General features: G+C 67.1%; 22 protein-coding genes. 8 read left to right on the top strand and 14 right to left on the bottom strand.

Annotation, left to right across the window (positions count from 1 at the left end; translation table 11 throughout):
* Window positions 1-27 precede the first annotated feature (27 nt).
* The 6 genes from DIE11_RS26660 to panE all read right to left on the bottom strand — a co-directional run bounded on the left by DIE11_RS26660 (window position 28) and on the right by panE (window position 6992).
* Complete coding sequence (locus DIE11_RS26660) at window positions 28-1116, bottom strand: alcohol dehydrogenase catalytic domain-containing protein (RefSeq protein WP_124628188.1); 1089 nt, start codon at window positions 1114-1116, stop codon at window positions 28-30.
* A 46-nt stretch (window positions 1117-1162) separates the two neighbouring features.
* Window positions 1163-2170: an ABC transporter permease gene (locus DIE11_RS26655; protein ID WP_124628186.1), complete on the bottom strand. Its 1008-nt coding sequence runs from the start codon at window positions 2168-2170 to the stop codon at window positions 1163-1165.
* Window positions 2157-3677, bottom strand: a complete 1521-nt coding sequence (locus DIE11_RS26650; protein WP_124628184.1) for a sugar ABC transporter ATP-binding protein — start codon at window positions 3675-3677, stop codon at window positions 2157-2159. Before DIE11_RS26650 ends, DIE11_RS26655 begins: the two co-directional genes overlap by 14 nt.
* A 62-nt stretch (window positions 3678-3739) precedes the next feature.
* Window positions 3740-4681: a substrate-binding domain-containing protein gene (locus DIE11_RS26645; protein WP_059600065.1), complete on the bottom strand. Its 942-nt coding sequence runs from the start codon at window positions 4679-4681 to the stop codon at window positions 3740-3742.
* A 117-nt stretch (window positions 4682-4798) separates the two neighbouring features.
* A complete protein-coding gene (locus DIE11_RS26640; RefSeq protein WP_124628182.1) occupies window positions 4799-5758 on the bottom strand; it encodes an AraC family transcriptional regulator in 960 nt (319 codons plus the stop codon).
* 295 nt (window positions 5759-6053) lie between these two features.
* A complete protein-coding gene (gene panE, locus DIE11_RS26635) occupies window positions 6054-6992 on the bottom strand; it encodes a 2-dehydropantoate 2-reductase (RefSeq protein WP_124628180.1) in 939 nt (312 codons plus the stop codon).
* A gap of 258 nt (window positions 6993-7250) precedes the next feature.
* On the opposite strand from panE, the gene DIE11_RS26630 reads away from it, so the two are divergent.
* Window positions 7251-8804, top strand: coding sequence for a methyl-accepting chemotaxis protein (locus tag DIE11_RS26630; RefSeq protein ID WP_124628179.1), 1554 nt, complete (start codon window positions 7251-7253; stop codon window positions 8802-8804).
* A 123-nt stretch (window positions 8805-8927) separates the two neighbouring features.
* Here the strand turns inward: DIE11_RS26630 and DIE11_RS26625 are convergent, their stop codons facing one another.
* Window positions 8928-9605, bottom strand: coding sequence for a response regulator transcription factor (locus DIE11_RS26625; protein WP_124628178.1), 678 nt, complete (start codon window positions 9603-9605; stop codon window positions 8928-8930).
* Between the two features lie 375 nt (window positions 9606-9980).
* Between DIE11_RS26625 and DIE11_RS26615 the strand changes: the two genes are divergently transcribed.
* Window positions 9981-10472: a hypothetical protein gene (locus DIE11_RS26615; RefSeq protein WP_124628176.1), complete on the top strand. Its 492-nt coding sequence runs from the start codon at window positions 9981-9983 to the stop codon at window positions 10470-10472.
* 58 nt (window positions 10473-10530) lie between these two features.
* Here the strand turns inward: DIE11_RS26615 and DIE11_RS26610 are convergent, their stop codons facing one another.
* The 6 genes from DIE11_RS26610 to DIE11_RS26585 form a co-directional block, all read right to left on the bottom strand.
* Complete coding sequence (locus DIE11_RS26610) at window positions 10531-11952, bottom strand: sigma-54 dependent transcriptional regulator (protein WP_124628174.1); 1422 nt, start codon at window positions 11950-11952, stop codon at window positions 10531-10533.
* A gap of 112 nt (window positions 11953-12064) precedes the next feature.
* Entirely contained in the window at window positions 12065-12649 is a 585-nt protein-coding gene (locus DIE11_RS26605) for a hypothetical protein (RefSeq protein WP_124628172.1), read from the bottom strand.
* A gap of 155 nt (window positions 12650-12804) precedes the next feature.
* Complete coding sequence (locus tag DIE11_RS26600) at window positions 12805-14619, bottom strand: chemotaxis protein CheA (protein ID WP_124628171.1); 1815 nt, start codon at window positions 14617-14619, stop codon at window positions 12805-12807.
* 44 nt (window positions 14620-14663) lie between these two features.
* Window positions 14664-14945, bottom strand: coding sequence for a hypothetical protein (locus tag DIE11_RS26595; protein WP_124628168.1), 282 nt, complete (start codon window positions 14943-14945; stop codon window positions 14664-14666).
* A gap of 77 nt (window positions 14946-15022) precedes the next feature.
* Window positions 15023-15613: a hypothetical protein gene (locus DIE11_RS26590; RefSeq protein WP_124628166.1), complete on the bottom strand. Its 591-nt coding sequence runs from the start codon at window positions 15611-15613 to the stop codon at window positions 15023-15025.
* A 111-nt stretch (window positions 15614-15724) separates the two neighbouring features.
* On the bottom strand, window positions 15725-16021 hold the full coding sequence (locus DIE11_RS26585; protein ID WP_260437184.1) for a hypothetical protein: 297 nt from the start codon (window positions 16019-16021) through the stop codon (window positions 15725-15727).
* Between DIE11_RS26585 and DIE11_RS37085 the strand changes: the two genes are divergently transcribed.
* Window positions 15915-16556: a hypothetical protein gene (locus DIE11_RS37085; protein WP_260437185.1), complete on the top strand. Its 642-nt coding sequence runs from the start codon at window positions 15915-15917 to the stop codon at window positions 16554-16556. The two genes, DIE11_RS26585 and DIE11_RS37085, sit on opposite strands and share 107 nt — an antisense overlap.
* A gap of 1046 nt (window positions 16557-17602) precedes the next feature.
* Entirely contained in the window at window positions 17603-17947 is a 345-nt protein-coding gene (locus tag DIE11_RS26575) for a hypothetical protein (protein WP_124628161.1), read from the top strand.
* Window positions 17948-17959: 12 nt separating this feature from the next.
* Here the strand turns inward: DIE11_RS26575 and DIE11_RS26570 are convergent, their stop codons facing one another.
* Window positions 17960-18886 (bottom strand): AraC family transcriptional regulator, encoded by a 927-nt coding sequence (locus tag DIE11_RS26570; protein ID WP_124628159.1) that lies wholly within the window; start codon window positions 18884-18886, stop codon window positions 17960-17962.
* A 183-nt stretch (window positions 18887-19069) separates the two neighbouring features.
* Between DIE11_RS26570 and DIE11_RS26565 the strand changes: the two genes are divergently transcribed.
* The 4 genes from DIE11_RS26565 (at window position 19070) to sctQ (ending at window position 24124) form a co-directional block, all read left to right on the top strand.
* Entirely contained in the window at window positions 19070-19531 is a 462-nt protein-coding gene (locus tag DIE11_RS26565) for a (2Fe-2S)-binding protein (protein ID WP_124628157.1), read from the top strand.
* A 2-nt stretch (window positions 19532-19533) separates the two neighbouring features.
* A complete protein-coding gene (locus tag DIE11_RS26560) occupies window positions 19534-21744 on the top strand; it encodes a xanthine dehydrogenase family protein molybdopterin-binding subunit (RefSeq protein ID WP_124628155.1) in 2211 nt (736 codons plus the stop codon).
* Between the two features lie 457 nt (window positions 21745-22201).
* Window positions 22202-22600, top strand: coding sequence for a winged helix-turn-helix domain-containing protein (locus DIE11_RS26555; RefSeq protein WP_059526731.1), 399 nt, complete (start codon window positions 22202-22204; stop codon window positions 22598-22600).
* A 351-nt stretch (window positions 22601-22951) separates the two neighbouring features.
* Window positions 22952-24124, top strand: a complete 1173-nt coding sequence (sctQ, locus tag DIE11_RS26550; RefSeq protein WP_124628153.1) for a type III secretion system cytoplasmic ring protein SctQ — start codon at window positions 22952-22954, stop codon at window positions 24122-24124.
* Window position 24125: the final 1 nt, after the last annotated feature.

Raw genomic sequence — 24125 nt, 5'->3', positions numbered from 1 at the left:
CCGGTGAGGGATCGCACGAGCCGTCGTTCAACGCGCCGGCTTCAGCAGCACCTTGATCGATTCGGGCGACTTCGCGACGCGGATCGCTTCGTCCCAGTCCTCCAGCGCGAAGCCGTGCGTGACGATGCCTTTCGACGTGACGAGTCCACGCGCGAGCAGGTCGATCGCGACCGGATAGCAATATGGCCCCAGATGCGCACCGCGCACGTCGAGCTCCTTGCGATCGCCGATGATCGACCAGTCAGCGGTCGTGTCCTCGCCGAACACGCTGAACTCGACGAACCGGCCGAGCTTGCGGATCAGTTCCAGCCCCTGGTTCACGCCGACCGGCGCGCCGGTCGTCTCGATGTACACGTCGCATCCGTAGCCGTCGGTCAGCGCGCGGACGATCTCGCGCGCATCGTCGCGCGTCGGATTGATCGTCACGTCCGCGCCGTATTGCCGCGCGAGTTCGAGCCGCTCGTCGATCAGGTCGATCACGACGAGCTTCTTCGGCGTCTTCAGGTGCGCGACCTGCGTCATCATCAGGCCGAGCGGGCCCGCGCCCGCGATCACCACGACGTCGTCGAGCTGAAGGTCGCCACGGTTCACGGTATGGATCGCGCACGACAGCGGCTCGATGATCGCCGCATCCTCGAGCGACACACCCAGCGGAATCCTGTGCACGATCGCCGTCGGCGGAATGCGCATGTACTCGGCCATCCCGCCGTCGGCGACCTCGCGCTGGAAGCCGAAGATGTTGTGCACCTCGCACATCCAGTATTGGCCCGACTTGCAGTAGCGGCACTTCCCGCATGGCACGATCTGCTCGGCGATCACGCGGTCGCCCAGTGCGACGCCGAAATGCTCGGCCGCGCCGTCGCCGAGCGCTTCCACGTAGCCGAAGAATTCGTGGCCGGGAATCACGGGCGCCTTTACCCATGGGCTCGGGCCGCCCCAGAACATTTTCGCGCCCGTGTAGCATTTGCAATCGCTCGCGCAGATCCCGCACGCGGCGATGCGGATCACGAGCTCGTTCGCGCCCGCGCGCGGCTTCGCGACCTGCTCGACGCGGTAATCCTCGGGGCCGTGGCAAACCACCGCGGTCATGCGCGGCTGGGCTTCGGGTGTCGTCATGAGTTGTCTCTTCCGTTGATGTTTCGGATGTCAGATGAATGAATCGTTACCGCGACCGTTCGCGGCTTATGTAGATCGCGAGCAGGATGATTCCGCCCTTGATCACGTTCTGCACATACGGGTTCACGCCGATCATGTTCAGCCCGTTGTTGAGCACACCGAGCAGCAACGCACCGACGAGCGTGCCGAGGATCGCGCCGCGCCCGCCGGAGATCGACGTGCCACCCATCACGACGGCCGCGATGGCGTCGAGCTCGAAACCGACGCCGGCGTTCGGCTGCCCGCTCATCAGGCGCCCGGTCAGCACGATCGCGGCAAGCGCCGACGTGAGCCCGGCCAGCGTGTAGACGATCAGCTTCACGCGCGCCACGCGCACGCCGGTGAGCCGCGTCGCCTGCTCGTTGCCGCCGATCGCATACACGTAGCGGCCGAACGGCATCCGATCGAGCAGCAGCCATGCGATCGCGTAGACGACCAGCATGATCAGCACCGGCGCCTGAATGCCGAGCACCTTGCCGCTGCCGAAGAACGCGACCCAGTCGGGCAGCCCGTCGATCGGATAGCCGCCCGTATAGATCAGCGCGAGGCCGCGCGCGATGCCCATCGTCGCGAGCGTGACGATGATCGGCGGCATCCCCGCGAACGCAACGAACACGCCATTCAGGAAGCCGAACCCGAAACCCACCGCGATGCCGATCGCGAGCGCGGCGACCGCATTCACGCCGGCCACCATCAACCCGGCCGCCAGCGTGCCGGACAGCGCCATGACCGAGCCGACCGACAGGTCGATCCCGCCGGTCAGGATCACGCAGGTCATGCCGACCGCGATGATCGCGTTGATCGACACTTGCCGCAGCACGTTCTCCAGGTTCGCGGCGGACAGGAAGCTCGGGCTCGCGATCATCATCGCGATGCACACGACGATCAGCCCGACGAGCGGATAGAACAGCGTCGAGTGCCGCAGTTGCGTCCACATCGCGCGCGGCGGCGGCATCTCGCCGGCCGCGGCCGCGAGTGTCGGGGAAGCCGGGGAAGAAGAATCAGGCAAGTTCATGGGTCGCTCCTCGCGTGCCGCCCGTGGCATGGGTCATGACCGTGTCGGGATCGATCTCGTCGCCTTCGAGCGTCGCCTCGATGCGGCCCTGCCGGAACACGGCGACGCGATCGCACATGCCGACGATCTCCGGCAGCTCGGACGAGATCATGATGATGGCGTAGCCGCGCGCGGTGAGTTCGCGCATCAGCCCGTAGATTTCTGCTTTCGCGCCGACGTCGATGCCGCGCGTCGGCTCGTCGAAGATCAGCACCGTCGCGTGGTGATTCAGCCACCGCGCGATCACGACCTTCTGCTGGTTGCCGCCCGACAGCGTCGCGACCTCGGTATGGATCGACGGTGCCTTCACGCCGACACGCCGCATCACGTCGTTCGTCGTACGGGCTTCACCGCGGCGATCGATCAGCCAGTGCATCGACCGGTACTTGCCGAGGTTGTTCAGCGAGATGTTGTCGCGAATCGAGAACGACGTGACGAGCCCTTCCGCCTTGCGGCTCTCCGGCAGAAGGCCGATGCCTGCGCGCAGCGCATCGGCCGGGTCGGCGAGCTTCGCCGCCGCGCCGCGCACGCGCACGTCCTTGCGGTGCGCGCGCGTCGCGCCGATGATCGCGAGCGCGGTCTCGGTACGGCCGGAACCGACGAGCCCCGCGAAGCCCAGAATCTCGCCCGCATGCAGCGCGAAGCGGTTGACCGGGCCGTCGCGCTCGATCTGCAGCGCGTCGACTTCGAGCACGGCGGGCGCATCGGCGGCGCGCGCCGGCTTCGGCGGGAAGCTGCTTTCGAGCCGGCGTCCGACCATCATCCGCACCAGTTGCTCGACGTCCGTGCGCGCGACGTCGGTGGTCGCGACATACTGACCGTCGCGCAGCACCGTGATGCGATCGCACACCGCGAAAATCTCGTCGAGATGATGCGAGATGAAGATCATCGCGACACCCTGCCGCTTCAGCTCGCGCATGATCGAGAACAGGCGTTCGGCCTCGGCCGGCGTGAGCGTGGCGGTCGGTTCGTCGAGAATCAGGATGCGCGCGTCGAGCGACAGTGCCTTGCCGATCTCGACGAACTGCTGCTGCGCGACCGACAGCGTGCGCAATGGCGCGTCGAGATCGATCGTCACGCCGAGCCGCGCGAAGATGCCGGCCGCGACGCGCCGCATCCGCGCACGATCGCGCACACCCCAGCGGGTGCGCAGCTCGCGGCCGAGGAACAGGTTGTCGACGGCATCGAGGTGCGGAATCAGGCTGAATTCCTGGAACACGATGCCGACTCCGGCCTCGACCGCGTCGTGATAACTCGCGAAATGCCGCGCGCTGCCGTCGATCTCGATCGTGCCGGCATCCGGCTGCTGGATCCCGCAGAGGATCTTCATCAGCGTCGACTTGCCGGCCCCGTTCTCGCCGAGCAGCGCATGAATCTCGCCGCGCGCGATTTCGAGGTGAATGTCCGACAGCGCCTTCACGCCCGGAAAGCTTTTCGTGATGTGATCGAGCGTCAGTATCGTGTCCATCGGCTTCTCCGTGCGAAGGGCGTCGGCCGGGCCGCCGCCCTCCACGTCGCGTTGCGCGTCGCTCACCAGCTGAATCCCTTGGCATTGCCGCGATCGACGACCTTCACGTCGACCGGAATCGCCTTCGGCACCGTCGCGCCCCACTTGCGCGCGATCGCGATGCCGAGCGCGATGCGCACCTGGTCGGCCGGGAACTGCGCGGTCGTCTCGATGAACTTCGAGTTCGGTTTCTGGATCGCCGCGATCGCCTCGGGGGCGCCGTCGACGCTGGTCAGCCTGATGTCCTTGCCCGATCCCTCGATCGCGGCGAGCGCGCCCATCGACCCGCCGTCGTTCACGCTGAAGATGCCCTTCAGGTTCGGATGCGCGGAGATCATGTTCTCCGTCACCGACAAAGCGGTCGCGCGCTCCTGCTTGCCGTTCTGCGTGTCGACCAGCTTCACGTTCGGGAATTTCGCAAGGCCGGCCTTGCATCCGCGCACGCGTTCGAGAATCGGCACGACCGGAATGCCGTCGAGGATCGCCACCTCGCCGCTGCCGCCGATCGCCTTCGCGAGGTATTCGCACGACATCACGCCCGCGTCGTAATTCTTCGAGCCGACGAACGAATCGACCGGGCCGTTCGCGTTCGCGTCGACGGCCACGACCACCGCGCCGGCCTTCTTCGCCTGCGTGATCGCCGACTGGATGCCGGTCGAATCGGTCGGATTCACAAGCAGGATGTCGATCTTCTTCTGCAGCATGTCCTCGACGTCGCTCACCTGCTTGCTGACGTCGTGATGCGCGTCCGTCACGACGACCTGTGCGCCGATCGACGCGGCCGCGTCGTTCAACGCCTTCTGCATGGTCACGAAATACGGGTTGTTCAGCTCCTGGAAAGTCATGCCGATCCGCAGCGGCGCCGCATGCGTGACCATCGGGAACCAGGTTGCGACAGCTGCCGCGGCAACGGCCGCTATGCGGGCGGCGCGGCGGCGGGATGAAGCGAGCGATGCGTGCGTCATGACGGTGTCTCCGGTTATGTGCGGTTTTTTCGTGGGTAAGCGAGCCCCTCGCGACGCGAACGGCGCGATCGGCTGGGTGAAACGGCAAGGAAAGTCAGGCGGGCGAATGCCCGTCGATCATCCGGGTTGCGGTACGAGCCCGAGCGCACCGGACGCGACCACGCGCGGCGGCATCGGATTGCCGGTGGGCGCGGCGTGCAGCGCGAGCTCGCGGCTGCGTGCGTTCAACCGCTGCAGCGCGCGGAATTCGGACGGTGCCATCCCCTTCACCGCGCGGAACTGGCGGTTGAAGTTGGACACGTTGTTGAAGCCGGCCTGGAAACAGATGTCGGTGATGTTCGCGTCGTCGGCGAGCAGCATCTGGCATGCGGATTCGATCCGCAGCCGGTTCACGTACTGGACGAACGGCAACCCGGTATGGCGATGGAACGCGCGCGAGAATGCGCTGACGCTCTGTCCGGTCAATTGCGCGAGATCGGATTCGCGCAGCTCGGATGCGAGGTTCTTGCCGATGTACGACAGCGCGTGGCTGAGCCGCGTCGGCGTCACGTGTGCCTGGTCGTACGCGGGACTCGCGAGCAGCGTGCGTTCGGCCGCGCCGCACAGCCGTTCGAGAATCGTCATGAACAGCGCGATGCGACGCATCCCGCGCGCGTTCAGCAGTTCATCGAACAGCGGTGTGATCGCGGCGCTCGTGTCGTCGTCGAAGCCGACGCCGCGCCGCGCGTCGTCGAGCAGCGCCTGCGCGTCGCGGCATTCGGGAAACGCGTCCATGCAGCGCCGCACGAACGACGGATCGAACTGGATCACCAGGTTACGGCGCTCGACGGTTTCCCCTTCCGCCATGTCGCTGACCCAGTTGTGCGGCAGGTTCGGGCCGAGCAGCACCAGATGGCCGGGGCCGAATGAGCCGATGTGGTCGCCGACGAAATACTTGCCGCTCGTCGCGACGATCAGGTGCAGTTCGAATTCGGGATGGAAATGCCAGCGGATCGTGCGGTACGGATAGCCGTGCGACCAGACCTTGAACGACTCGTCGCGTCGCACGTCGACCACTTCCAGATCGGGATGCATCATCCTGGCGTCTCCATTCCCATGTCTCGCTGGCCGGGCCGTTCGGCGGTTCGCCTCGTTCGCCGCATGAGTCGTGCGGCAACGCGACCGGTCGCATGGAAAGCAATGTAGGTCGATCGCGTGCGCGGCTCCACCAACTTTACGCCTGATTTTCGATACTTTTTTGCAGGTTGCGGGTGGAAAGGGACACGAAACGCAAAATTGTGCAGTGCGGCACCCCGCCGACCGAACGCCGGCGGGAAGTACGCGCGCGCCGGTGAGCGGCCGCCATGCGGATCGACGACGGCCGCTGCCTCGGCTACGCCGCCGCGCTTTCCCGCGCGACACGCACCTCGTACGCCTTCAGGTGGTTGTGCGCGATCCGCAGCAACGACAACGCATCCGCCGCCCGCGGGTCACGGCGGGCAAGCAGGTCGCCGATCACGTGATCGGCTTCGACCCGTGCGCGGTTTTCGACGTCGCGCAGCATCGATGCGGTCAGCGGCGACGGCGTCAGCACCATCCGCTGCATCCGCTCGACCGCGGCGGGGTCCGGCCTGTAACCGTTATGCGCGGCGATCGCGCTGCATTCGTCGAGCATCGTCTCGAGCAGGCGGCGGCCGTCCGGCGCGGCGAGAATGTCGCCGATCGAACCGCGAAACAGCGACGTGCTCGCCGCGAGCGTCGCGAGGAACACCCACTTGTCCCACATCCGCGCGGCGATGTCGTCGCTGAGCGTCGCATCGAAACCCGCGCCGCCGAGCACCTCGGCCACCGCGCGCACGCGCGCCGATTCGCCTCCGGCGAGCTCGCCGAACGACAGCCCCGCCGTGTCGTTCAGGTGCACGATCCGCTGCTCGCGATCGAGCGTCGCCGCGATCACGCACAGGCCGCCGAGCACCTGCGCGGCATCGAACCGGTCGCGCAGCACGTCGAGATGGCGCATCCCGTTGAGCATCGGCAGGATCAGCGTCGTCGGCCCGACGAACGGCGCGAACGATGCGATCGCATCGTCGAGGCTGTACGCCTTGCAGCTCAACAGCACCAGGTCGAACGGCGCGGCCGCGTCGCTCGCGCGCAGCGTCTGCACGTTCGCGAGCGTCAGGTCGCCGCGCGGGCTGCGAATCAGGAGCCCGTCGCGCGCGAGCGCGGCCGCTCGGCCGTCGCGCACGAGGAACGTCACATCGCGCCCCGCCGCCGCGAGCCGGCCGCCGAAGTATCCGCCGACCGCGCCGGCTCCCACCACCAGAATTCGCATCGTTGCCTCCTTTCGGGTTCGTTCGACGCCGCCGCCGTTCACCCGACCGTCGGGGCACGACGCGCAACCGCCATCGCCCGACAGTATAGCGACGACGAGTATGTATATGCATAGATACCCGTACCGCGCGCGACGGTATCGCGCCGCTGCCGTTTCTAAGGGATTTCCCGCCTACGGCAACGTCCGCTTCATGCCGTCAAAGAATTATCCCGTCACGCCGTTCCGGCGCGCTTGTTCGACCGACCGACCTCACTACCCATGCGCACCCTTTCCCTGAACCAGAAACTCGCCTCGATGATCGTCATCCTGTGGCTCGGCCTGCTCGTGATCGCCGGCGTCGGCGCGTGGCAGACGCGCGCATCGATGATCACGGACCGCCGCGACCAGCTTGCGTCGCTGGTCGCGCAGGCGACGAACGTCGCCGACCACTACTACAAGCTGTCGCAACAGAACGCATTGCCGGAAGCGGACGCGAAGCAGAAGGCGCTCGAGGCGATCGCCGCGATGCGCTACGGCACCGACGGCTACGTCTCGATCAACGATTCGAAGCCGGCGATCGTGATGCATCCGATCAAGACCGAGCTCAACGGCAAGGACATGTCGAATTTCACGGATCCGAACGGCAAGCACCTGTTCGTCGAGATCGTGAAGGCCGGCAACGTGGAGGGCGGCAAGGGATTCGTCGAATATCTGTGGCCGAAGCCGGGTGCCGACAAGCCGCAGGACAAGACCAGCGCGGTGCAGCGCTTCGCGCCGTGGGACTGGTATCTCGTGACGGGCATGTACACGGACGACGTGCGTTCGGCCGTGCTCGCGAGCGTCGGCCGCTGGCTCGCGATAACGGCCGTGCTCGGCGCGATCTCGACCGCCGTGATGGTGGTCGTGCTGAAAAGCGTGCGCGCGAACCTCGGCGGCGAGCTCGAAGTGGCGCTCGACGCCGCGCAGCGCATCGCACAGGGCGACCTGACCGGGCGCGTGAGCGTGAAGCACGACGACCGCGGCAGCCTGCTGCATGCACTGCATACGATGCAGAGCGGGCTGATCGACATGGTGTCGCGCGTGCGCGCGGGCACGGAGAACATCAACGTCGGCGCGAGCGAGATCGCGTCGGGCAACACCGATCTGTCGCAGCGCACCGAGGAACAGGCGGCCGCGCTCGTGCAGACCGCATCGAGCATGGACCAGATGACCGCGAACGTGAAGCAGAACGCGGACAGCGCCGCCCAGGCCGCGACGCTCGCGGGCCAGGCCGCGCAGGTCGCGACGCGCGGCAGCGAGGTGGTCGACGATGTGGTGCGCACGATGAACGAGATCACCGACCGCTCGCACAAGATCGGCGACATCATCGGCGTGATCGACGGGATCGCGTTCCAGACCAACATCCTCGCGCTGAACGCGGCCGTCGAAGCGGCGCGTGCGGGCGAACAGGGCCGCGGCTTCGCGGTGGTCGCGGCCGAGGTGCGCTCGCTCGCGCAACGCTCGGCGACGGCCGCGAAGGAGATCAAGTCACTGATCGTGTCGTCGAACGAAACCGTCGAGCACGGCGCGTCGCTCGTCACGCACGCGGGCGAGACGATGGCCGAGATCGTGCAGTCGGTGCGGCGCGTGAACGAGATCCTCGACGAGATCAGCCATGCGTCGCGCGAGCAGAGCGCGGGGATCGAGCAGGTCAACCGCGCGGTGGGCGAGATGGACCAGGTCACGCAGCAGAACGCGGCACTCGTCGAGCAAGCCGCGGCCGCCGCGCATTCGCTGCGCGACCAGGCCGAAGCGCTGCGCGACGCCGTCACGCGATTCGCGTTGCCGGCCTGACGTCGCTCCATCCGTCGGCATCCCGCCGGATGCCGACGGATTTCGCCTGACCGGCCGGCAATGCGCGGCCGGCCCCTGCACGACCCAGGCCCCTCTCGCGCTGCTTGCGCGCTTCTTCCACGCTTACCCCGCTCCGCCCGGCCGGCTCATGGCCTTGACACCGCCGAACCCGATCCCGGCCGCCCGCTGGACCAGTTCGATGTCGTTGGTCACGCCGAGTTTCTTCATCGCGCTGATCTTCTGCGCGCTGACAGTCTGCTTGCCCTTGTTCAACCGCTGCGCGATCGTCTTGATCGGCAGGCCGGCCAGATAAAGGCGCATCACCTCGATCTCGCGCGTCGACAGTTTCACCGGCGCCTGTTCGTGCTCGGCGACCGCATCGAGCGCGCGCCGGACGAGCGGCGACTGATAGCGCCCGCCGCTGTAGCTCGAATGGATCGCGGTGACGATGTGACCGACTTCGTCGAACTTGCTGACGAGGCTCGTGCCGCCTTTCGCGAGAATCGAGCGGAAGATCACCGGATTCTCGTTCCCGACGAGCGCGACGACTCCGACGTTCGGGCGCGTGCTGTGCAGCCAGTCGAACAGTGCGAGACCGTCCATCTGCACGTCGCCGCGAATCGGATAGTCGACCAGCACGATGTCGCAGTCGAGGCGGCCGAGCACCTCGATCAGATCGCCCGGGGTCCGGGAGACGCCGACGAGATCGATTGCGCACGCGTCGCCGGCAATGTGCTCCATGCCAGCGAGCGTCAGCGGCGAGTCGTACGCGAAAACAGTGCGAATTCTGAATTTCCCCATGCGCAGTTCCAGAAGGTTCGCCGGGCCGCACGACGCGGAATGCGTGCGCGGCCGGATCGGCATTGAATCGACGTTCAGGATATTTTTATCCCGAACATCATTCTAGGCAGCAACGCGCGGCCGGGATATGGGGCGCCGTCTGAATTGATCCGTGCAGGCGTGATACGAGTTTGATATCGGCGCCGGCCGGCTCGTCCGGCGGCAGCCGGGGTCGGCCGGATGGCCGACGTTGCGGGTCGCGCGGGCCGCACGGACGGCCCGCGGGGTAAAATTGCGGCCTTTGCATGCCACTCCGGGCGACCGGCCAGGGGCAGCGCGCCATTGCCGGCCGCGCGCCCGCCCGTTCGCCGGCTACCCGTACTCCCCGCTTCCCCCATGACCGAATCCGATCTGCAACCCGACGACACCACCATCCACGAAGACGGCCTCTGGCGCGACAACGGCTGGACGGCCCGCATCATCAAGAACGAGGACGACGACGGCTGGGCCGTCGAGATGATCAAGGACGGCGAAGCCGAGCCCGCGCTCGTCGGCCCGTGGACGATGGGTCGCGACAAGAAGAATCCGAAGCCGATGGACGCGAATGCGTTCCGCACGCTGGTGAAGACCGCGACCGAGGTGCTGATGCGACACGAGCAGCAACGCCGTGCGATGCTGCACAAGGAAGTGACGGTGCAGGACGACGACGGACAGGATGTGTCGGTCACGCTCGACATCGTGCCGGACGAGTTCGAGCCGTATGCGCAACTGAAGGCGTTCGACCCGTACGGCGAGCTGCTGGCGGACGCGAAGGTCTCCGCCGGGTTCAAGCTCAACAAGGCCAGTGCCGCGCGCTGGGTCGAATCGGGCTTCGAACGGCCGGCCTGACGCCACGGGCCGGCGCCCGCGCGGGCCCGGGCCGCATGCCGCGCGGGCGCAACCGGCGTCAGCCGTGCAGGCCGTGCGCGGTCATCAGGCGGTACAGCGTCGCGCGCGAGACGCCGAGTTCCGCCGCGACGTCGGCATGCTGGCGCCGATGCCGCAACAGCGTTTCCTCGATCGTGCGCCGCTCGGCCTGGCGGCGCGATTCCACGAGCGTCGGCGGCCGGTGCGACGTGTACTGGCTCAGTTCGAGATCGACGGCCGAGATCAGCGGGCCATTCGTCATCACGACCGCGAAGCGGATCCGGTTGATCAGTTCGCGCACGTTGCCGGGCCATGCATAGTCGTGGATCGCCTCGATCGCGCACGGCATGAAGCCGCGAATCCGGTGCGCGCTGTCGCCGCGATAGCGCCGCAATATGTGGTCGGCAAGCAGCATGATGTCGCGGCCACGCGCGCGCAGCGGCGGCTCGTCGATACGCAACACGCACAGCCGGTAGTACAGGTCCGCACGGAACCGGCCCGCGCGCATCGCGGCCTCGAGATCGACGTGGGTCGCGGACACAATCCGCACATCCACCGGAATCGACGCATACCCGCCGAGCCGCTCGATCTTGCCCTCCTGCAGGAACCGCAGCAGGCTCGCCTGGCTCTCGAACGGCATGTCGCCGATTTCATCGAGGAACAGCGTGCCGCCGTGCGCGGACTCGATGCGGCCGATCTTGCGCTGATGCGCGCCGGTGAACGCGCCGCGTTCATGGCCGAACAGCTCGGCCTGCAGCAGCGTCGCCGGAATCGCCGCGCAATTCACGGCGACGAACGGCGCGTCGGCGCGCGACGAATGCTGGTGGATCGCCGACGCCGTCAACTCCTTGCCGGTGCCGGATTCGCCGGCGATGAACACGGTGGCCTCGGTGTTCGCGACCTTGCGGATCGTCGCGAACAGACGGCGCATCGCGTCGCACGCGCCGATCATCGTACCGCCGGGCGGCGCGGCATCGGCGGCCGGATCGCCTTCCTCCAGTTTCAGCATCCCGTACGCATGGCCTGCGAGATAACCGATCGTCGTATAGGCCGTCGCATTGCGCACGTAGCCGAAGCAGCACTGGCGGATCAGGCGCGCGATGGTGGCATCGCGCAGTCGCTCGTCGTCGGCGAGCGCGACCCAGCCGATCCGCGGATCGCGCAGCAGCGCCTCGAATGACGCGACGTCGGGCGACGCGAAGTCGTCGAAATCGACGATGCCCGCATGCAGGCGGTTCGCCTTCACGAGATTGAGTGCGTCCGCAACGGATTTCGCGCGCCACATGTCCCAGCCGCGCGACGCGAGACAGTCGACGAGCCCCGCATCGGGACGCTGCGACAGATACACGAGCGGGCGTGATGGCACGCTATGGAGACGCGGGACCGCGACGAACTGTGGCGTGCACGGGGCCCGTTCATCCTCCTGCGGGCCTGACAGTCTGATTGGGCAGCATTGGTTCACGATGGCCTCGCCGCATGGGGTTGTCTGGCGGAACGGACGGCGCGAAACGGTGCGCGGCAGGCCTGCCTGCCCACGCGCGACGCTGCCGGCATGTCCGCTCGGGAAAGTTTCGTCATCGGCAGAACACGACACGCTGCAGGTAGATCTGCGGTTCGACGACGGGCCGCACGGCCTGGTTGAGATCGTCGCGATAAGCACGGTAGGTCTTGCCGTTCACCGTCACTTCCGTCGCAGGCGCCGTCTCGATCGTGTTCAGCCCCTTGCGCTGCCAGTCGCTGACTCGCGCCGACGCGGACAGGCTCGACTCGCCGGCGATCTTCTGCGTGATCGCGCTGCTGTCGCTCCACGGCTGCGTCTGCATGTCCTCCGCGTGCTGCATCGCGCCGATCGTCTTGCCGGTCGGCGTCGGCCCGGTCTGCGCTTCGAACGGCGCGCCACGACCGTACACCGGCGATTGCCACGACGGTGCGTGTCCTTCCGCCGGCATCATGTAGATCATCTGCGGATCGCCGACCATCATCATCGGCACGCATGCCGTGTTGTCCGCGCGGCCGAGCGTCGTCAGCGCCTGCTGGACGCTCGCGGCATTCGCGAGGGTCTGCTCGCTCAGGATGACAAAGACCGCAGGGTTCTGAAAAACCGACTGCGCGGCGGCTTGTGTGCCGACCAGCAGCAGCGCGACCAAAAAGATCCTCATGATTGAGGCCTCCTTGTACCCTCGTCAGGCAAAAAGAGGTGTTGACCTCGGGGAGGAACCAACACCCGTCAAACTTGCGACCTGCGTCGCGCCGCGAATCCCGGCGGCGCCCGCGCCACCGGCATGCCGATCGCACGGGCGCCCTGTCCGCATGATTACGACGACGTGCTCGTCGAGATGACGGTCGGCGCCGGCATCATCGGCGCGGCCGGGGCGGCCTGCTGGTCAACCGTGGCCGGCGCCGGATCGGATGCGGCCGGCATGTCGGCGAACGGTGCGGGCGCGGCAGCGGATTCGACGGCTTCCGTCGCCTTCGCGTCGGCGGCCGGTGTGTCGGCAACCGCAGCCGCTGCGGCGGGCTGCGCGGCTTCCGGCGCAGGCGCTTCGGCTGCCGCCTGCGTGGCCGGTTCGGCAGCCTTCGCATCGATCGCGGGCGCGGCCATTGCAGCGTCCTGGGTCCGCGGTGCGGCGTCGGTCGCGGCCGGTCCGGATTGCGCGATATCCTGCGTCTTCGTGACAGCGGCCGGCGCTGCCGCAGCTTGCGCGGCGGTGTCGGTCGCAGCCGGTGCAGGTTCCGGTGCCTTGTCGGCGACCGCCGGCGCGGGTTGTTCCGGCGCCTTCGTATCGACCGCAGGCGCAGCCGTGGCTTGCGCCGTGGTGTCGGTTGCAGCCGGCGCGGGTGCCGAGGCCTTGCTGGCAACCACCGGCACGGGTTCCTTCGTCTTCGTGTCGACCGCCGGCGCCGCCGCGGCTTGCGCCGTGGTGCCGGTCGAGGCCGGCGTGAGTTCCGGAGCCTTGCTGGCAACCACCGGCACGGGTTCCTTCGCCTTCGTGTCGACCGCAGGCGCCGCCGCGGCTTGCGCCGTGGTGCCGGTCGAGGCCGGCGTGAGTTCCGGAGCCTTGTCGGCAACCGCCGGCACGGGTTCCTTCGTCTTCGTGTCGACCGCCGGCGCCGCAACGATGGCGGCAGCCGGCACCGCGCTCACCGCGGCCGGTGCTGCCGCAGGCGCGGCGCTCACTGCCGGTGCGGCCGCGGCAACCGGTGCGGCAACGGCGGCAGGCACGAGGGCAGCCGCTTGCGTCGCCTTCACGGCGGCCGCTTGTGCTGCAGCAGGCACCGCGCTGGCCGCCGGCGCGGCGATCGACGGCGCGGGCACCGGCGCCGGGATCGGCGCCGCCTGGACCGCGGTCGTCGCCACCGGGCGCGTCTGCACGGGCGCGGCGGCATCGAGCGGCGGGAGGCCCATGCGGTTGCGCACGAGCGGATCGCGATACTTCACGTCGTCGGCCACGGTCGCTTCGGCGGAGGGCGCCACGTTCGAGCGCGCAAGCGGCGCGGTCGTGCCCGGGCACAGGTGCCCGGTCGCTTCCACCGCACGCCGGTTCGCATCGCTCTGGCAAAGCAGCGCGAGCGCGACGTCGGTCAGCCCCATCGCGCGGAATTCACGCGCGTCGAGACGACGCACGCATGCCTGGTCGACCAGGGTCGTGCCGCCCGTCGCGCCGAAGCCCGGAAACGACACGCCGACGCTCACCGAGCCCATGCAGGTATCGGACAGCGTGGTCGTGAGACCTGGCGCCTGGATCGCCGGGTTCGTCTTGATCGTCTGGGTGCCCGAGTAGTTGACGTTTTCCGCCGCCTGGGTGTTGTACGGGCTGGTGCCGGGCGCGCCGGCCGCGAGCGAGCTCGTGCTCTGCGGCGTCACGTTCGAGCCGCCACTCGTGGAAGACGGCAAGTTCAAGTTCACCTGCACGCTCGAATTGCCGCTGCTCCGAACGCCGCTGCTGCTCGTGGCATTGCCGCCGGTCGTGTTGTTCGTGTTCATGCTCGCGCCGCCGCCAAGGCTGACTGCCGTCGACGACGTCGAGGACTGCGCGCTTGAAGTCGAGTCGGCGGTCTGCGCTTGGGCACCGATCGTGGCCATCGCGAACATTGCCGCACATGCCACCCTGATCTTGTTGCTGTTCATTTCAATCTCCGGACGTGGTTTGACCTCCCACCCAGGCAACCGTATTAATTCCCCTGAATTCCTTCAGCTTTGCCTGCTTCCCCGAACTGCTTCCAGCCGCTGCCCAGCTGGGACCATGAACCGCCCGACATGCCCGGCCATTGCGGGGCCGCCGATGCACCGATGGCGCTGCCCGACGAAAGCGTGTGTTGTTGTGACGGTTTGGTCATCTGGTCAGGATTGCTTGACGTTTGCACATTCGATTGCACGTCGTCGGCAGCACGGTCAGCGCCATACACCGTCAGAGACGCGAGCATCAGAGCGGCGGCAATCAGTTTCTGCTTCATGCCAACTCCTTACGGTGACAACAAGGCGAGGAAAGAGAGACCAGCGTCGTTGGGAAGCTGGCCCCCCGACACGCGAATCAGGGACTGCCGGCGGTCGCGCCGGAGCTGCCCTGACTGCCGCCCGATGCGAACGGCGATCCGGCCGGACCCGTGCCCCATACCGTCGACGAGTTGTAGTGGTTCGAGCCCGCGACCGTTCCCGACCACCCACTGCCCGCCATGCCAGCGGCCCCCGCGTTGGCAATACCGTTGTCGTTCGCGCCGGTTGCCGTGTAGTGGTTCGCGCCGAGTACGATCGTGGCGGTCACCCCTCCCGACAGCGCATTGGCGTTCTCGCTCGTGTTGCCGGTTCCACCGAACGAGCCTGCGGCACCGATACCGCCGCCTGCCGCGAACGCGCCTCCGTTCGTGCCCCAGCCGCTGGCCGTCGAAGTCGAGTCGTGATAGGCGGATGCCGTGCCGGTGGATCCGGCGGGTGTCACGGTGCTTCCGGCGTTCGCGCCCGCGACCGAAGTCGAGTTGCTCGTGTAGCTGCCGGTACCGACCAACACAGAACCGGAGACGCCTGCCGCGACGGATTGCGTCTGGTTGAATGTCGTCGGACCTGCCGCCAGCACGACTGACGATAGGGCGGTGAGCACTGTCGCTAAAATGACGTTGGCTTTCATAGCAATTCCTTGCTGTGAGGAAATTCGGTGGCCAGGTCGCCGGGTCCGCCCTCGCGGGACGAAACCCGGCATCCCTGTCACCTATCCATGACGAACGCTATGCGCCGCGGCTTAGTAGTGATACATCGTCCAGCCGGTCGATCCGGCATTCGCGCCGCTGGAACCGCCCGCTTGTGCGCCGCCGAAGCCGAAGCCGCTCACCGTCGATGTGTTGGTGTGGTTCGTGTACGAGATCGAGCTGCTCGCGCCGCCACCGGCCGTTGCACCGGCAGCGCCGAGCGCCGCGCCGGAATCCATGGCAGTGAACGAACCGAACCCGACAACACCGGCCATCGTCTGGCCACCGCTCGACGAATTGCTGGTCGAAACCGTGCCGCTCGCTGCGAACGCTACACCCGAAACCGCCATAACTGCTACTGCAATCAGAAGCTTCTTCATGGTCGACTCCATAACGGCGTGGACGGAACAAGCGAGGAAAGCTGCACGCCTTCAACTTCCCTGCCTCGAGCAATCCCTAAAAATAAGGATCACTATCCAATCACAAAGAAACGATTCATCTCGAATCCGAGACCACGTAATCGTTGGACAGTCCAACTTCAGGTTCATATTTTTTAGTTTTCCGAATTTTTATTTAAATTTTCGATATCCAATATCGATTTTTAAAAATCAGAAAACAAATTTCCTCACGCACCCGAATTCAGGCACTCGACATTCGGGACTGGTTTTTTTCGAAATTCGCACCCGCGACATACCAGCATATGGCATTCGCTTCAGCGATCGAAAATGCGTGAAAATGATTAACTACCGAAAATGCAGCGCCAGCGAAAACATGCACGTCATCGTGGCGATAACGGGCCTGCATTACGGTCAGTCGGCATCGCTTCTCCCTGAGCTACCGATCAACGATCTTCCGGGCAATCCGGCCAATGGGTATTCGAGCTAGTCCGCCGAGCGCCGGCATTTTCCCGGCGCACTCGATACGGCCCTGCACGGTCGAAGTCGAATCGGGGTCAAGCTGTCCGGCACGAACAGCCCGGTCCACCCGGACGCGCCGAAAGAAGGGGAGCACCGCTGTCGGCCGGTTGTCATGCGGAACGACAGGCGTTCCAGCACGTGCAACACGCGGATGCCGGGAAACCGGCAACGAACCCGCGAGGCTGGCACTGCATCGCGAGCCGTACTCCGAGCTGTCCGACTACCCCACGGATGCGCAAGGAATGCGCGGAAAGAATGACTGCTTCTGGTCTTCATCGCTGTTTCCCCGACTGCTTATTGACGAACGCGTCGCCCCCCATCTTTGTCGCATCAGGTCGACCGCTCGCCGGTGCGTCCAATGTTGCAAGCGGCATGCCATGCGTGATTCCACCGACGGTTGCATGACGCGTACCGTCCGCGACGCGCGGCCACATCGCCAGGAATCGCTTTTTTCGTTTCAGGAATGTATCGCGACGACCGTGGGCAGCTTGCGCCGATCATTGAATGCCGCGAAGCAATGCCGGAAAAGGCGGACGAATACGGCCCGCGGGGCCTCGCGCAAGGGGGTGGCGAACGGGTGTTGCATACTTGAGAACTGCGCGGTCGCACATTGCGGCCGATCTGCACATCGGCCCTGCCAAACCGCCTGCTGCAGCCCGTTCGACGGCGTTCGCAGGCCCGAAAAACGACGAATCGAAATACGCGGTGCCCGGTGCAGCGGAGCCTGCACGGCCGATTTCGGCAAGCTTCCGGATGTGCACACCAGCCGCCGCGAAACGCGATTGATTCATCCGTGAAAATACCGACGGGATCAGGTCTCGACCGACAATGCGAACGTGCGGCAAAAAAAACGGCAATTGCGATGCAGGCCGACATGCCCTTCACGCCACCGGCATATCGGAAAAAATGACAGCATGTGCCGCACGAACCCTTCAACACCCTTTATTCATTTTTACTGTCGTCATTCAATTTGGCGACATTCAATGTCGATAACCGTCGTGCTCCAATCGCTGGATGACAACGCACGATGCGCGCGAGAAACATTTCCGATGCGATATCGGCGCGAATCTCATTGCTGAAACATGTTTGTGCAAAGCACGATTCATGCAGAAAATTCGTGCCGGCGCGACTTTTTTGCGCGTTTCGATCGGTCGATTCGTGTGCTGCCGGCAAGTGTCGCCCTGGTTCGCGCAATCCAGGGATGCATGCGTGAAACAGAAGTTCGCGCGCGGCGCGGCAGCGCTGTCCGCCGCTCCCTCGCATCCTCACGCAGCAACCCTGGCACGCCGATTGTATGTCGCCCCGATTCGGCAGACCGCGCATCGCGCGACGAAGCCAGGCGCGATGCAATCGAAATGAACCGCGCGGCCGCTATGTGCCGAGCAATTCCTTCTTGCGCAGATGCACGACGTCGCGCATCGGCGGCGCGCCGAACAGCCGGCTGTATTCGCGGCTGAACTGCGACGCGCTTTCATAGCCGACGGTCGCGGCCACGGACCCGACGTCGCCGCCCTGCCGCAGCAATAGCCGCCGCGCTTCGTGCAGCCGCAGCTGCTTCTGATACTGCAGCGGGCTCAGCGTGGTCACGTGCTTGAAGTGGTGATGTAGCGACGACACGCTCATGTTGACCGCCTGCGCGAGCGTGTCGACGCGCATCGGCTCCGCGTAGTGATCGCGGATCCATTCGATCGCGCGTGCGATCCGGTGCGTCTGGCTGCCGGCAACGGCCATGTGCCGCAGCCGCGTGCCCTGCCCGCTCGTCATCAGCCGGTACAGCAGCTCCTTTTCGATCAGCGGCGCGACCACCGGAATGTCGGCCGGCGTTTCGAGCAGCCGCAACAGCCGCAGCGCGGCATCGAGCAGCGGCGGCGTCAGCTCGGCAAGTGCGATGCCCTCGCCTTCGGGGCCGGCATCCGGCTCCGGCAGCCGCATCTCGGCCGCGAGCTCGACGATGCGTTGCGGATCGAGCGTGAGCGACAGGCACAGGTAAGGCGCGTCCGGCGACGCCTGCGTGACGCGCGAGAGAATCGGCAAGTCGATCGACGCGATCAGGCAGTTCCGTGTGTCGTATTCGTAAGCCTGGCCGCCCACGATCACACGCTTCGCGCCCTGCGCGGCGATCACGAGCGCGGCGCGCGACACGCCGCAGCCGAGATCGACCGGATGCCCATGCCGATGCAGCATCAGCGCGGGCACGGCCGTCGAGTGGGAGCCGTCCGTCGGCGCGAAGCGGGCAATCAGCGATGCCAGTTCGCGCCGCCCGGATTCGCGCGACGCCGCGATTTCGGTCATGTCCATGACGGGTTCCTCGCTTCGTTTCCCTGAACCGCGCGAGCATAGCGAATCGCTTGCCGTCGCGCCGGGGATTTGCAGGATTGTTCAATAAATTTGCAGGATTGGGTAGACGCAAAAATCGCGCGCTCGCGCACACTGCCCGCTAACCGGGCGCATGCCGGGTTTTCCCCATGGAGACATACAAACATGCCTACCTCGTTCGTCCTCAACGGCAAGAACGTTACGCTCGACGCCGATCCGTCGATGCCCGTCCTCTGGGCGATCCGCGAGCACGCGGGGCTGACCGGCACGAAGTTCGGCTGCGGCATGGCGCAGTGCGGCGCGTGCACCGTCCATCTCGAAGGCCAGCCGGTGCGCTCGTGCGTGCTGCCGCTCGCCGGCATCGCGGGCAAGCACGTCACGACGATCGAAGGCCTGCAGAGCAAGCCCGCGCAGGCCGTGCAGGCCGCCTGGGTGAAGCTGCAGGTGCCGCAGTGCGGCTATTGCCAGTCCGGCCAGATCATGTCGGCCACCGCCTTGCTCGAACAGAATCCGAAGCCGACCGACGCAGACATCGACGCGGCAATGAACGGCAACATCTGCCGCTGTGCGACCTACGCCCGCATCCGGGCCGCGATCCACGACGCGGCAGCGACACTGGGAGCCTGACCATGACGATCGAACTCGAGAATCGCGGTTCGGTGCGACCGTCGCGCCGCACGTTTCTGAAAGCCGCGGGCGCCGCGGCCGCCGTCAGCCTGACGATCGGCTTCGAATGGGCCGGCCTCGGCCGCCGCGCGCTCGCCGCGACGGCACCCGCCGCCGATTTCGCGCCGAACGCATTCCTGCGCATCACGCCCGACGGCGTGGTCACCGTCGTCGCGAAACACGTGGAAATGGGCCAGGGTGCCTACACGGGCATCGCGACGATCGTCGCCGAGGAGCTCGACGCCGACTGGTCGAGCGTACGCGTCGAAAGCGCGCCGGCCGATGCGAAACGCTATGCGAACCTCGCCTTCGGCACGATGCAGGGCACGGGCGGCAGCTCGGCCATGTCGAACTCGTGGCAGCAACTGCGCGAAGCGGGCGGCAAGGCCCGCGCGATGCTCGTGTCGGCCGCGGCGGCGCGCTGGAAGGTGCCGGCCGGCGAGCTGACCACCGCCAACGGCGTGGTCACGCACGAGAAGAGCGGCAAGACGGCCGCCTACGGCACGCTGGTGGCCGACGCGTCGAAGCTGCCGGTGCCCGACAAGGTCACGCTGAAGCAGCCGGCCGACTTCAAGCTGATCGGCCATCGCATTCCGCGCGTCGACGGGTCGGCCAAGTCGAACGGCACCGCGCATTTCACGCTCGACACGACCTTCCCCGGCATGCGCGTCGCGCTGCTGCAGCGCCCGCCGCGCTTCGGCGCGACGGTCAAGTCGTTCGACGCGACGGCCGCGAAGGCCGTGCCGGGCGTGGTGTCGGTCGTGCAGGTGCCAGGCGGCGTCGCGGTCGTCGCGACCGGCTTCTGGGCCGCGAAACAGGGCCGCGACGCGCTGAAGGTCGACTGGGACGAAACGAACGCCGAAAAGCGCGGCTCGGCCGAGATCATGCGCGAGTACCGGCAGCTCGCCGCGAAACCCGGCGCGTCCGCGCGCAAGGACGGCGATGCCGACGCGGCGATCGCGGGTGCCGCGCGCAAGGTCAGCGCGACGTACGAATTCCCGTATCTCGCGCACGCTCCGATGGAGCCGCTCGACGCGGTCGTCAAGCTGACCGCGAACAGCTGCGAGATCTGGGCGGGCGACCAGTTCCAGACGGTCGACCAGGGCAACGCCGCCAGGGTCGCGGGCCTGAAGCCCGAACAGGTGCAGATCCACACGCTGTACGCGGGCGGCAGCTTCGGCCGCCGCGCGAACGCGTGGTCGGACTACGTGGTCGAGGCCGTGTCGATCGCGAAGGCGCTGGGCGCGGACGGCCAGCCGGTCAAGCTGCAGTGGACGCGCGAGGACGACATCCAGGGCGGCTTCTATCGCCCGATGTACTTCCACAAGCTCGACGCGGGGTTGACCGCGGACGGCAAGCTGGTCGGCTGGCGCCACCGGATCGTCGGCCAGTCGATTCTCGCCGGCACGCCGTTCGAGGCGTTCATGGTCAAGAACGGGATCGACGCGACATCGGTCGAGGGCGCGGCGAACCTGCCGTACGCGGTGCCGAACGTGTCGGTCGAACTCACGACCACCAAGGTAGGCCTGCCCGTTCTCTGGTGGCGCGTGGTCGGCAGCTCGCACACCGCGTACGCGGTCGAGGCGTTCATCGACGAAGCCGCGCACGCGGCCGGCAAGGATCCGTATCTGTTCCGCCGCGACCTGCTCGCGAAGGAGCCGCGGATGCGCGCGGTGCTCGAGTTGGCCGCGCAGAAGGCCGGCTGGGATCCGGCGAAGCCGCTGCCGAAGGGACGCGGGCGCGGGATCGCGGTGGCCGAGGCATTCAAGAGCTATGTCGCGCAGGTCGCGGAAGTGTCGGTCGACGCCGGCGGCAAGGTGAAGGTCGAACGCGTGGTGTGCGCGGTCGACTGCGGGATCGCGATCAACCCCGACATCGTCGCCGCGCAGATGGAAGGCGGCATCGGCTTCGGGCTCGGTGCGGCGCTGCACAGCGCGATCACACTGAAGGACGGCCAGGTCGAGCAGCGCAACTTCGACGGCTATCACGTGCTGCGGATGGCGGAGATGCCGAAGGTCGAGGTGCATATCGTGCCGTCGGCCGAGGCACCGACCGGCGTCGGCGAGCCGGGCGTCGCGCCGGTGGGCCCGGCGGTCGCCAACGCGATCTTCGCGGCGACCGGCAAGCGCCATTACGTGTTGCCGTTCGATTCGGGCGACACCGCGAAGGCTTGACCGGCAGGTGAAACGCCGGTCGCGCGGCGGGCGTGTCGCGCGACCGGTTTTCTTTCTTTCCGCTTGGGGCAGGCCCTGGCGTACGGTCCGAAATCGGCAAAAATCCGCCCCAACCCATTGATTCCGCTCTGCAATCCGTCCAGGCAAGGGAGCGTTCGATGCAGGGTTCGCCGTCCGGTCGGCGCGCTGCCTGATCGGCGGGAATTTCCCGCCCCCACGTAACACCGCCCGTAACACCCGTAACGTTCCCGCCGGATGCTACGTAACAATCCTTCACTGTTGCTCCGACCCTTTCGAAGCCCGCCGCGCGTCCTGCGTTAAAAATTCTTTTAGATTCAAGGCCGGCGTACCTCCCGCCCCGCCCCCGCCGCCCGTCGACGCCTGACAGTCCCTCCCTGGCCCGGAAGTTGCAGTACATGACCCGCAAACACTCCTTTACGGACATGCGAGGGCCAACATGGATTGCAAATACCTGTACATCGACAACATAAAAATCAACTTCGTGCGCCGCACGATCGAAATCGACAACAAAGTCGTCGACGTCACGCCGCGTGAATTCGACGTCGTCGAATTCCTGCTCGACAACATGAACAAGATCGTGCCGCGGCAAGCGATCCAGGAAGCGGTCTGGGGCCGCGAGCTCGGCGTGTCGTCGCGCACGCTCGACACCCACATCTCGCGCATCCGTTCGAAGCTGCAGCTCGATCACGACAAGAACCTGCGGATCATCCCGATCTATGCGGTCGGCTATCGGCTGGTGCTGTTCGGCGCGGCCATGACGCACGTCGAGCGCCATGACGCGGCGCCGATCCTGCGCGCCGCGCCGCAGCAGGCGCTGGCTGCCGACTACGCGTAACGGCTCACCCGCGCGCCGCCACTGAGCGGCGCGCCGGCAAGGCTCCCCACCGCGCCGCACGTCCGACGTGCGACGCCTCGCGGCCCGGCACGCGTGCCCGCCGCGCCACGACCGCCGCCTCCGGGCGGCGGCCGCCTTTGTGCGTGCGACGCGCCGCACGCGGCCACGCCGCCGCGCAGCAGGCTTCGTAGCTCGCCGCCGCCCGCGCGGCCGGCGCATGCACGCGACTACGGATTCCGGCGTGGCACGCGGCCGGCGCCGTCCCTACAATCGACGCAGCAGCCGCGCGCCCCCCGCGCCGCCGGCCACAACAACCCGTCGAACCAACGCCGAATCCGCCCCGATCCCGCCGTGCCTGCGCTGTCCCTGACGAATGCCGACGCCGGCGACGCCGCGAACCGGGCCTCGCCCGCCGCTGCCACCCCGCCCGCCGCGGCGCCCGCCATCCCGCCCTCGCCGGCCGTGGTCGCGCTCGACGCGTCGCCCTGGCTGCCGCGCCTGTCCGCCGCCGCCGCGCGCGGGCTGTCGCATGCGTACGGTGCCACGGGCGCGGTCCCGGTCACCCTCGGCGAACACGCGTACGAGGTACGCTGGCGCGTCGACGCCGAACCAGCCGCCGACGCGCACGCATACCGCTTCGTCATCGGCCCGGCCGCCGGCACGCTATGGATCGATCCGGTCGCGGAAAGCGCATGGCTCGACGACGCGGCCGACCCGGCCGTACCGGCCGTGATCCGCGCGGCGCTGCTCGCCGACCTCGTCGCACCGCTTTCGGCCGTGCTGCAGGCCGCGACTCGGCAGCGCGTGGAACTGCTGCCGCCGCCGACGAGCGTGCCCGCGTGGCGCAGCGCGCCGGCCGCGCTGCGCTTCGAACTGCGTCGCGCCGACGGCGCATGGCGCTGCCACGGCGCGCTGCTGTTCGATGCACCGGACGCGCTCGCGGTGTTCTTCGCGGCGCCGGCGGCCACGCGGCCCGACACGCGCGCCGCGTATGCAAGCCTGCCGGTGCCGCTGGTATTCGAGATCGGCCGGACCGAGCTGACGATGGCCGAGCTGGCCGACGTCGTCAGTGGCGACATCATCGCGATCGAGCGCTGGCGCGCGCACGAGCAGAACCTGCTGTGCGTCGCGCGGGTGCCGGCCGCGCCGGCGTGGGAGATCACCGGACGGCCGTCGGGCAACCGGCTGACCGTCGAACGAATCAGGGAGATGCCTTTGGAACCGACCCGCACCGACACCCCGCCCGCGACTGCGCAGGATGCGTCGCCCGACGATGCGCCGCGCTCGCTCGACGGCCTCGCGGTCGACCTGCGTTTCGAATTGCCGCCCACGTCGATCCCGCTCGGCGAACTCGGCGCGCTGCAGCCCGGCGCGGTGATCGAACTGCAGCAAGGCATCAACCAGAGCGTGATCCATCTCGTCGCGAACGGGATGCTGATCGGCACCGGCCATCTGATCGCGGTCGGCCAGAAGCTCGGCGTGCGCGTCGTCACGCTGACGCAGCCCGCGCCGCGCGAGCGCTGAA

The organism is Burkholderia sp. Bp9012 (assembly GCF_003853825.1).
Classification (GTDB): domain Bacteria; phylum Pseudomonadota; class Gammaproteobacteria; order Burkholderiales; family Burkholderiaceae; genus Burkholderia; species Burkholderia diffusa.
Note: the sequence above shows the minus strand (reverse complement) of the source record. Positions and strands in the feature narration are given on the sequence as shown.

Coding starts and splice junctions, on each gene's coding strand:
- DIE11_RS26660 (WP_124628188.1), bottom strand. CDS start 1,116: ATGACGACACCCGAAGCCCAGCCGCGCATGACCGCGGTGGTTTGCCAC.
- DIE11_RS26655 (WP_124628186.1), bottom strand. CDS start 2,170: ATGAACTTGCCTGATTCTTCTTCCCCGGCTTCCCCGACACTCGCGGCC.
- DIE11_RS26650 (WP_124628184.1), bottom strand. CDS start 3,677: ATGGACACGATACTGACGCTCGATCACATCACGAAAAGCTTTCCGGGC.
- DIE11_RS26645 (WP_059600065.1), bottom strand. CDS start 4,681: ATGACGCACGCATCGCTCGCTTCATCCCGCCGCCGCGCCGCCCGCATA.
- DIE11_RS26640 (WP_124628182.1), bottom strand. CDS start 5,758: ATGATGCATCCCGATCTGGAAGTGGTCGACGTGCGACGCGACGAGTCG.
- panE (WP_124628180.1), bottom strand. CDS start 6,992: ATGCGAATTCTGGTGGTGGGAGCCGGCGCGGTCGGCGGATACTTCGGC.
- DIE11_RS26630 (WP_124628179.1), top strand. CDS start 7,251: ATGCGCACCCTTTCCCTGAACCAGAAACTCGCCTCGATGATCGTCATC.
- DIE11_RS26625 (WP_124628178.1), bottom strand. CDS start 9,605: ATGGGGAAATTCAGAATTCGCACTGTTTTCGCGTACGACTCGCCGCTG.
- DIE11_RS26615 (WP_124628176.1), top strand. CDS start 9,981: ATGACCGAATCCGATCTGCAACCCGACGACACCACCATCCACGAAGAC.
- DIE11_RS26605 (WP_124628172.1), bottom strand. CDS start 12,649: ATGAGGATCTTTTTGGTCGCGCTGCTGCTGGTCGGCACACAAGCCGCC.
- DIE11_RS26600 (WP_124628171.1), bottom strand. CDS start 14,619: ATGAACAGCAACAAGATCAGGGTGGCATGTGCGGCAATGTTCGCGATG.
- DIE11_RS26595 (WP_124628168.1), bottom strand. CDS start 14,945: ATGAAGCAGAAACTGATTGCCGCCGCTCTGATGCTCGCGTCTCTGACG.
- DIE11_RS26590 (WP_124628166.1), bottom strand. CDS start 15,613: ATGAAAGCCAACGTCATTTTAGCGACAGTGCTCACCGCCCTATCGTCA.
- DIE11_RS26585 (WP_260437184.1), bottom strand. CDS start 16,021: ATGGCGGTTTCGGGTGTAGCGTTCGCAGCGAGCGGCACGGTTTCGACC.
- DIE11_RS26575 (WP_124628161.1), top strand. CDS start 17,603: ATGACAACGCACGATGCGCGCGAGAAACATTTCCGATGCGATATCGGC.
- DIE11_RS26570 (WP_124628159.1), bottom strand. CDS start 18,886: ATGGACATGACCGAAATCGCGGCGTCGCGCGAATCCGGGCGGCGCGAA.
- DIE11_RS26565 (WP_124628157.1), top strand. CDS start 19,070: ATGCCTACCTCGTTCGTCCTCAACGGCAAGAACGTTACGCTCGACGCC.
- DIE11_RS26560 (WP_124628155.1), top strand. CDS start 19,534: ATGACGATCGAACTCGAGAATCGCGGTTCGGTGCGACCGTCGCGCCGC.
- DIE11_RS26555 (WP_059526731.1), top strand. CDS start 22,202: ATGGATTGCAAATACCTGTACATCGACAACATAAAAATCAACTTCGTG.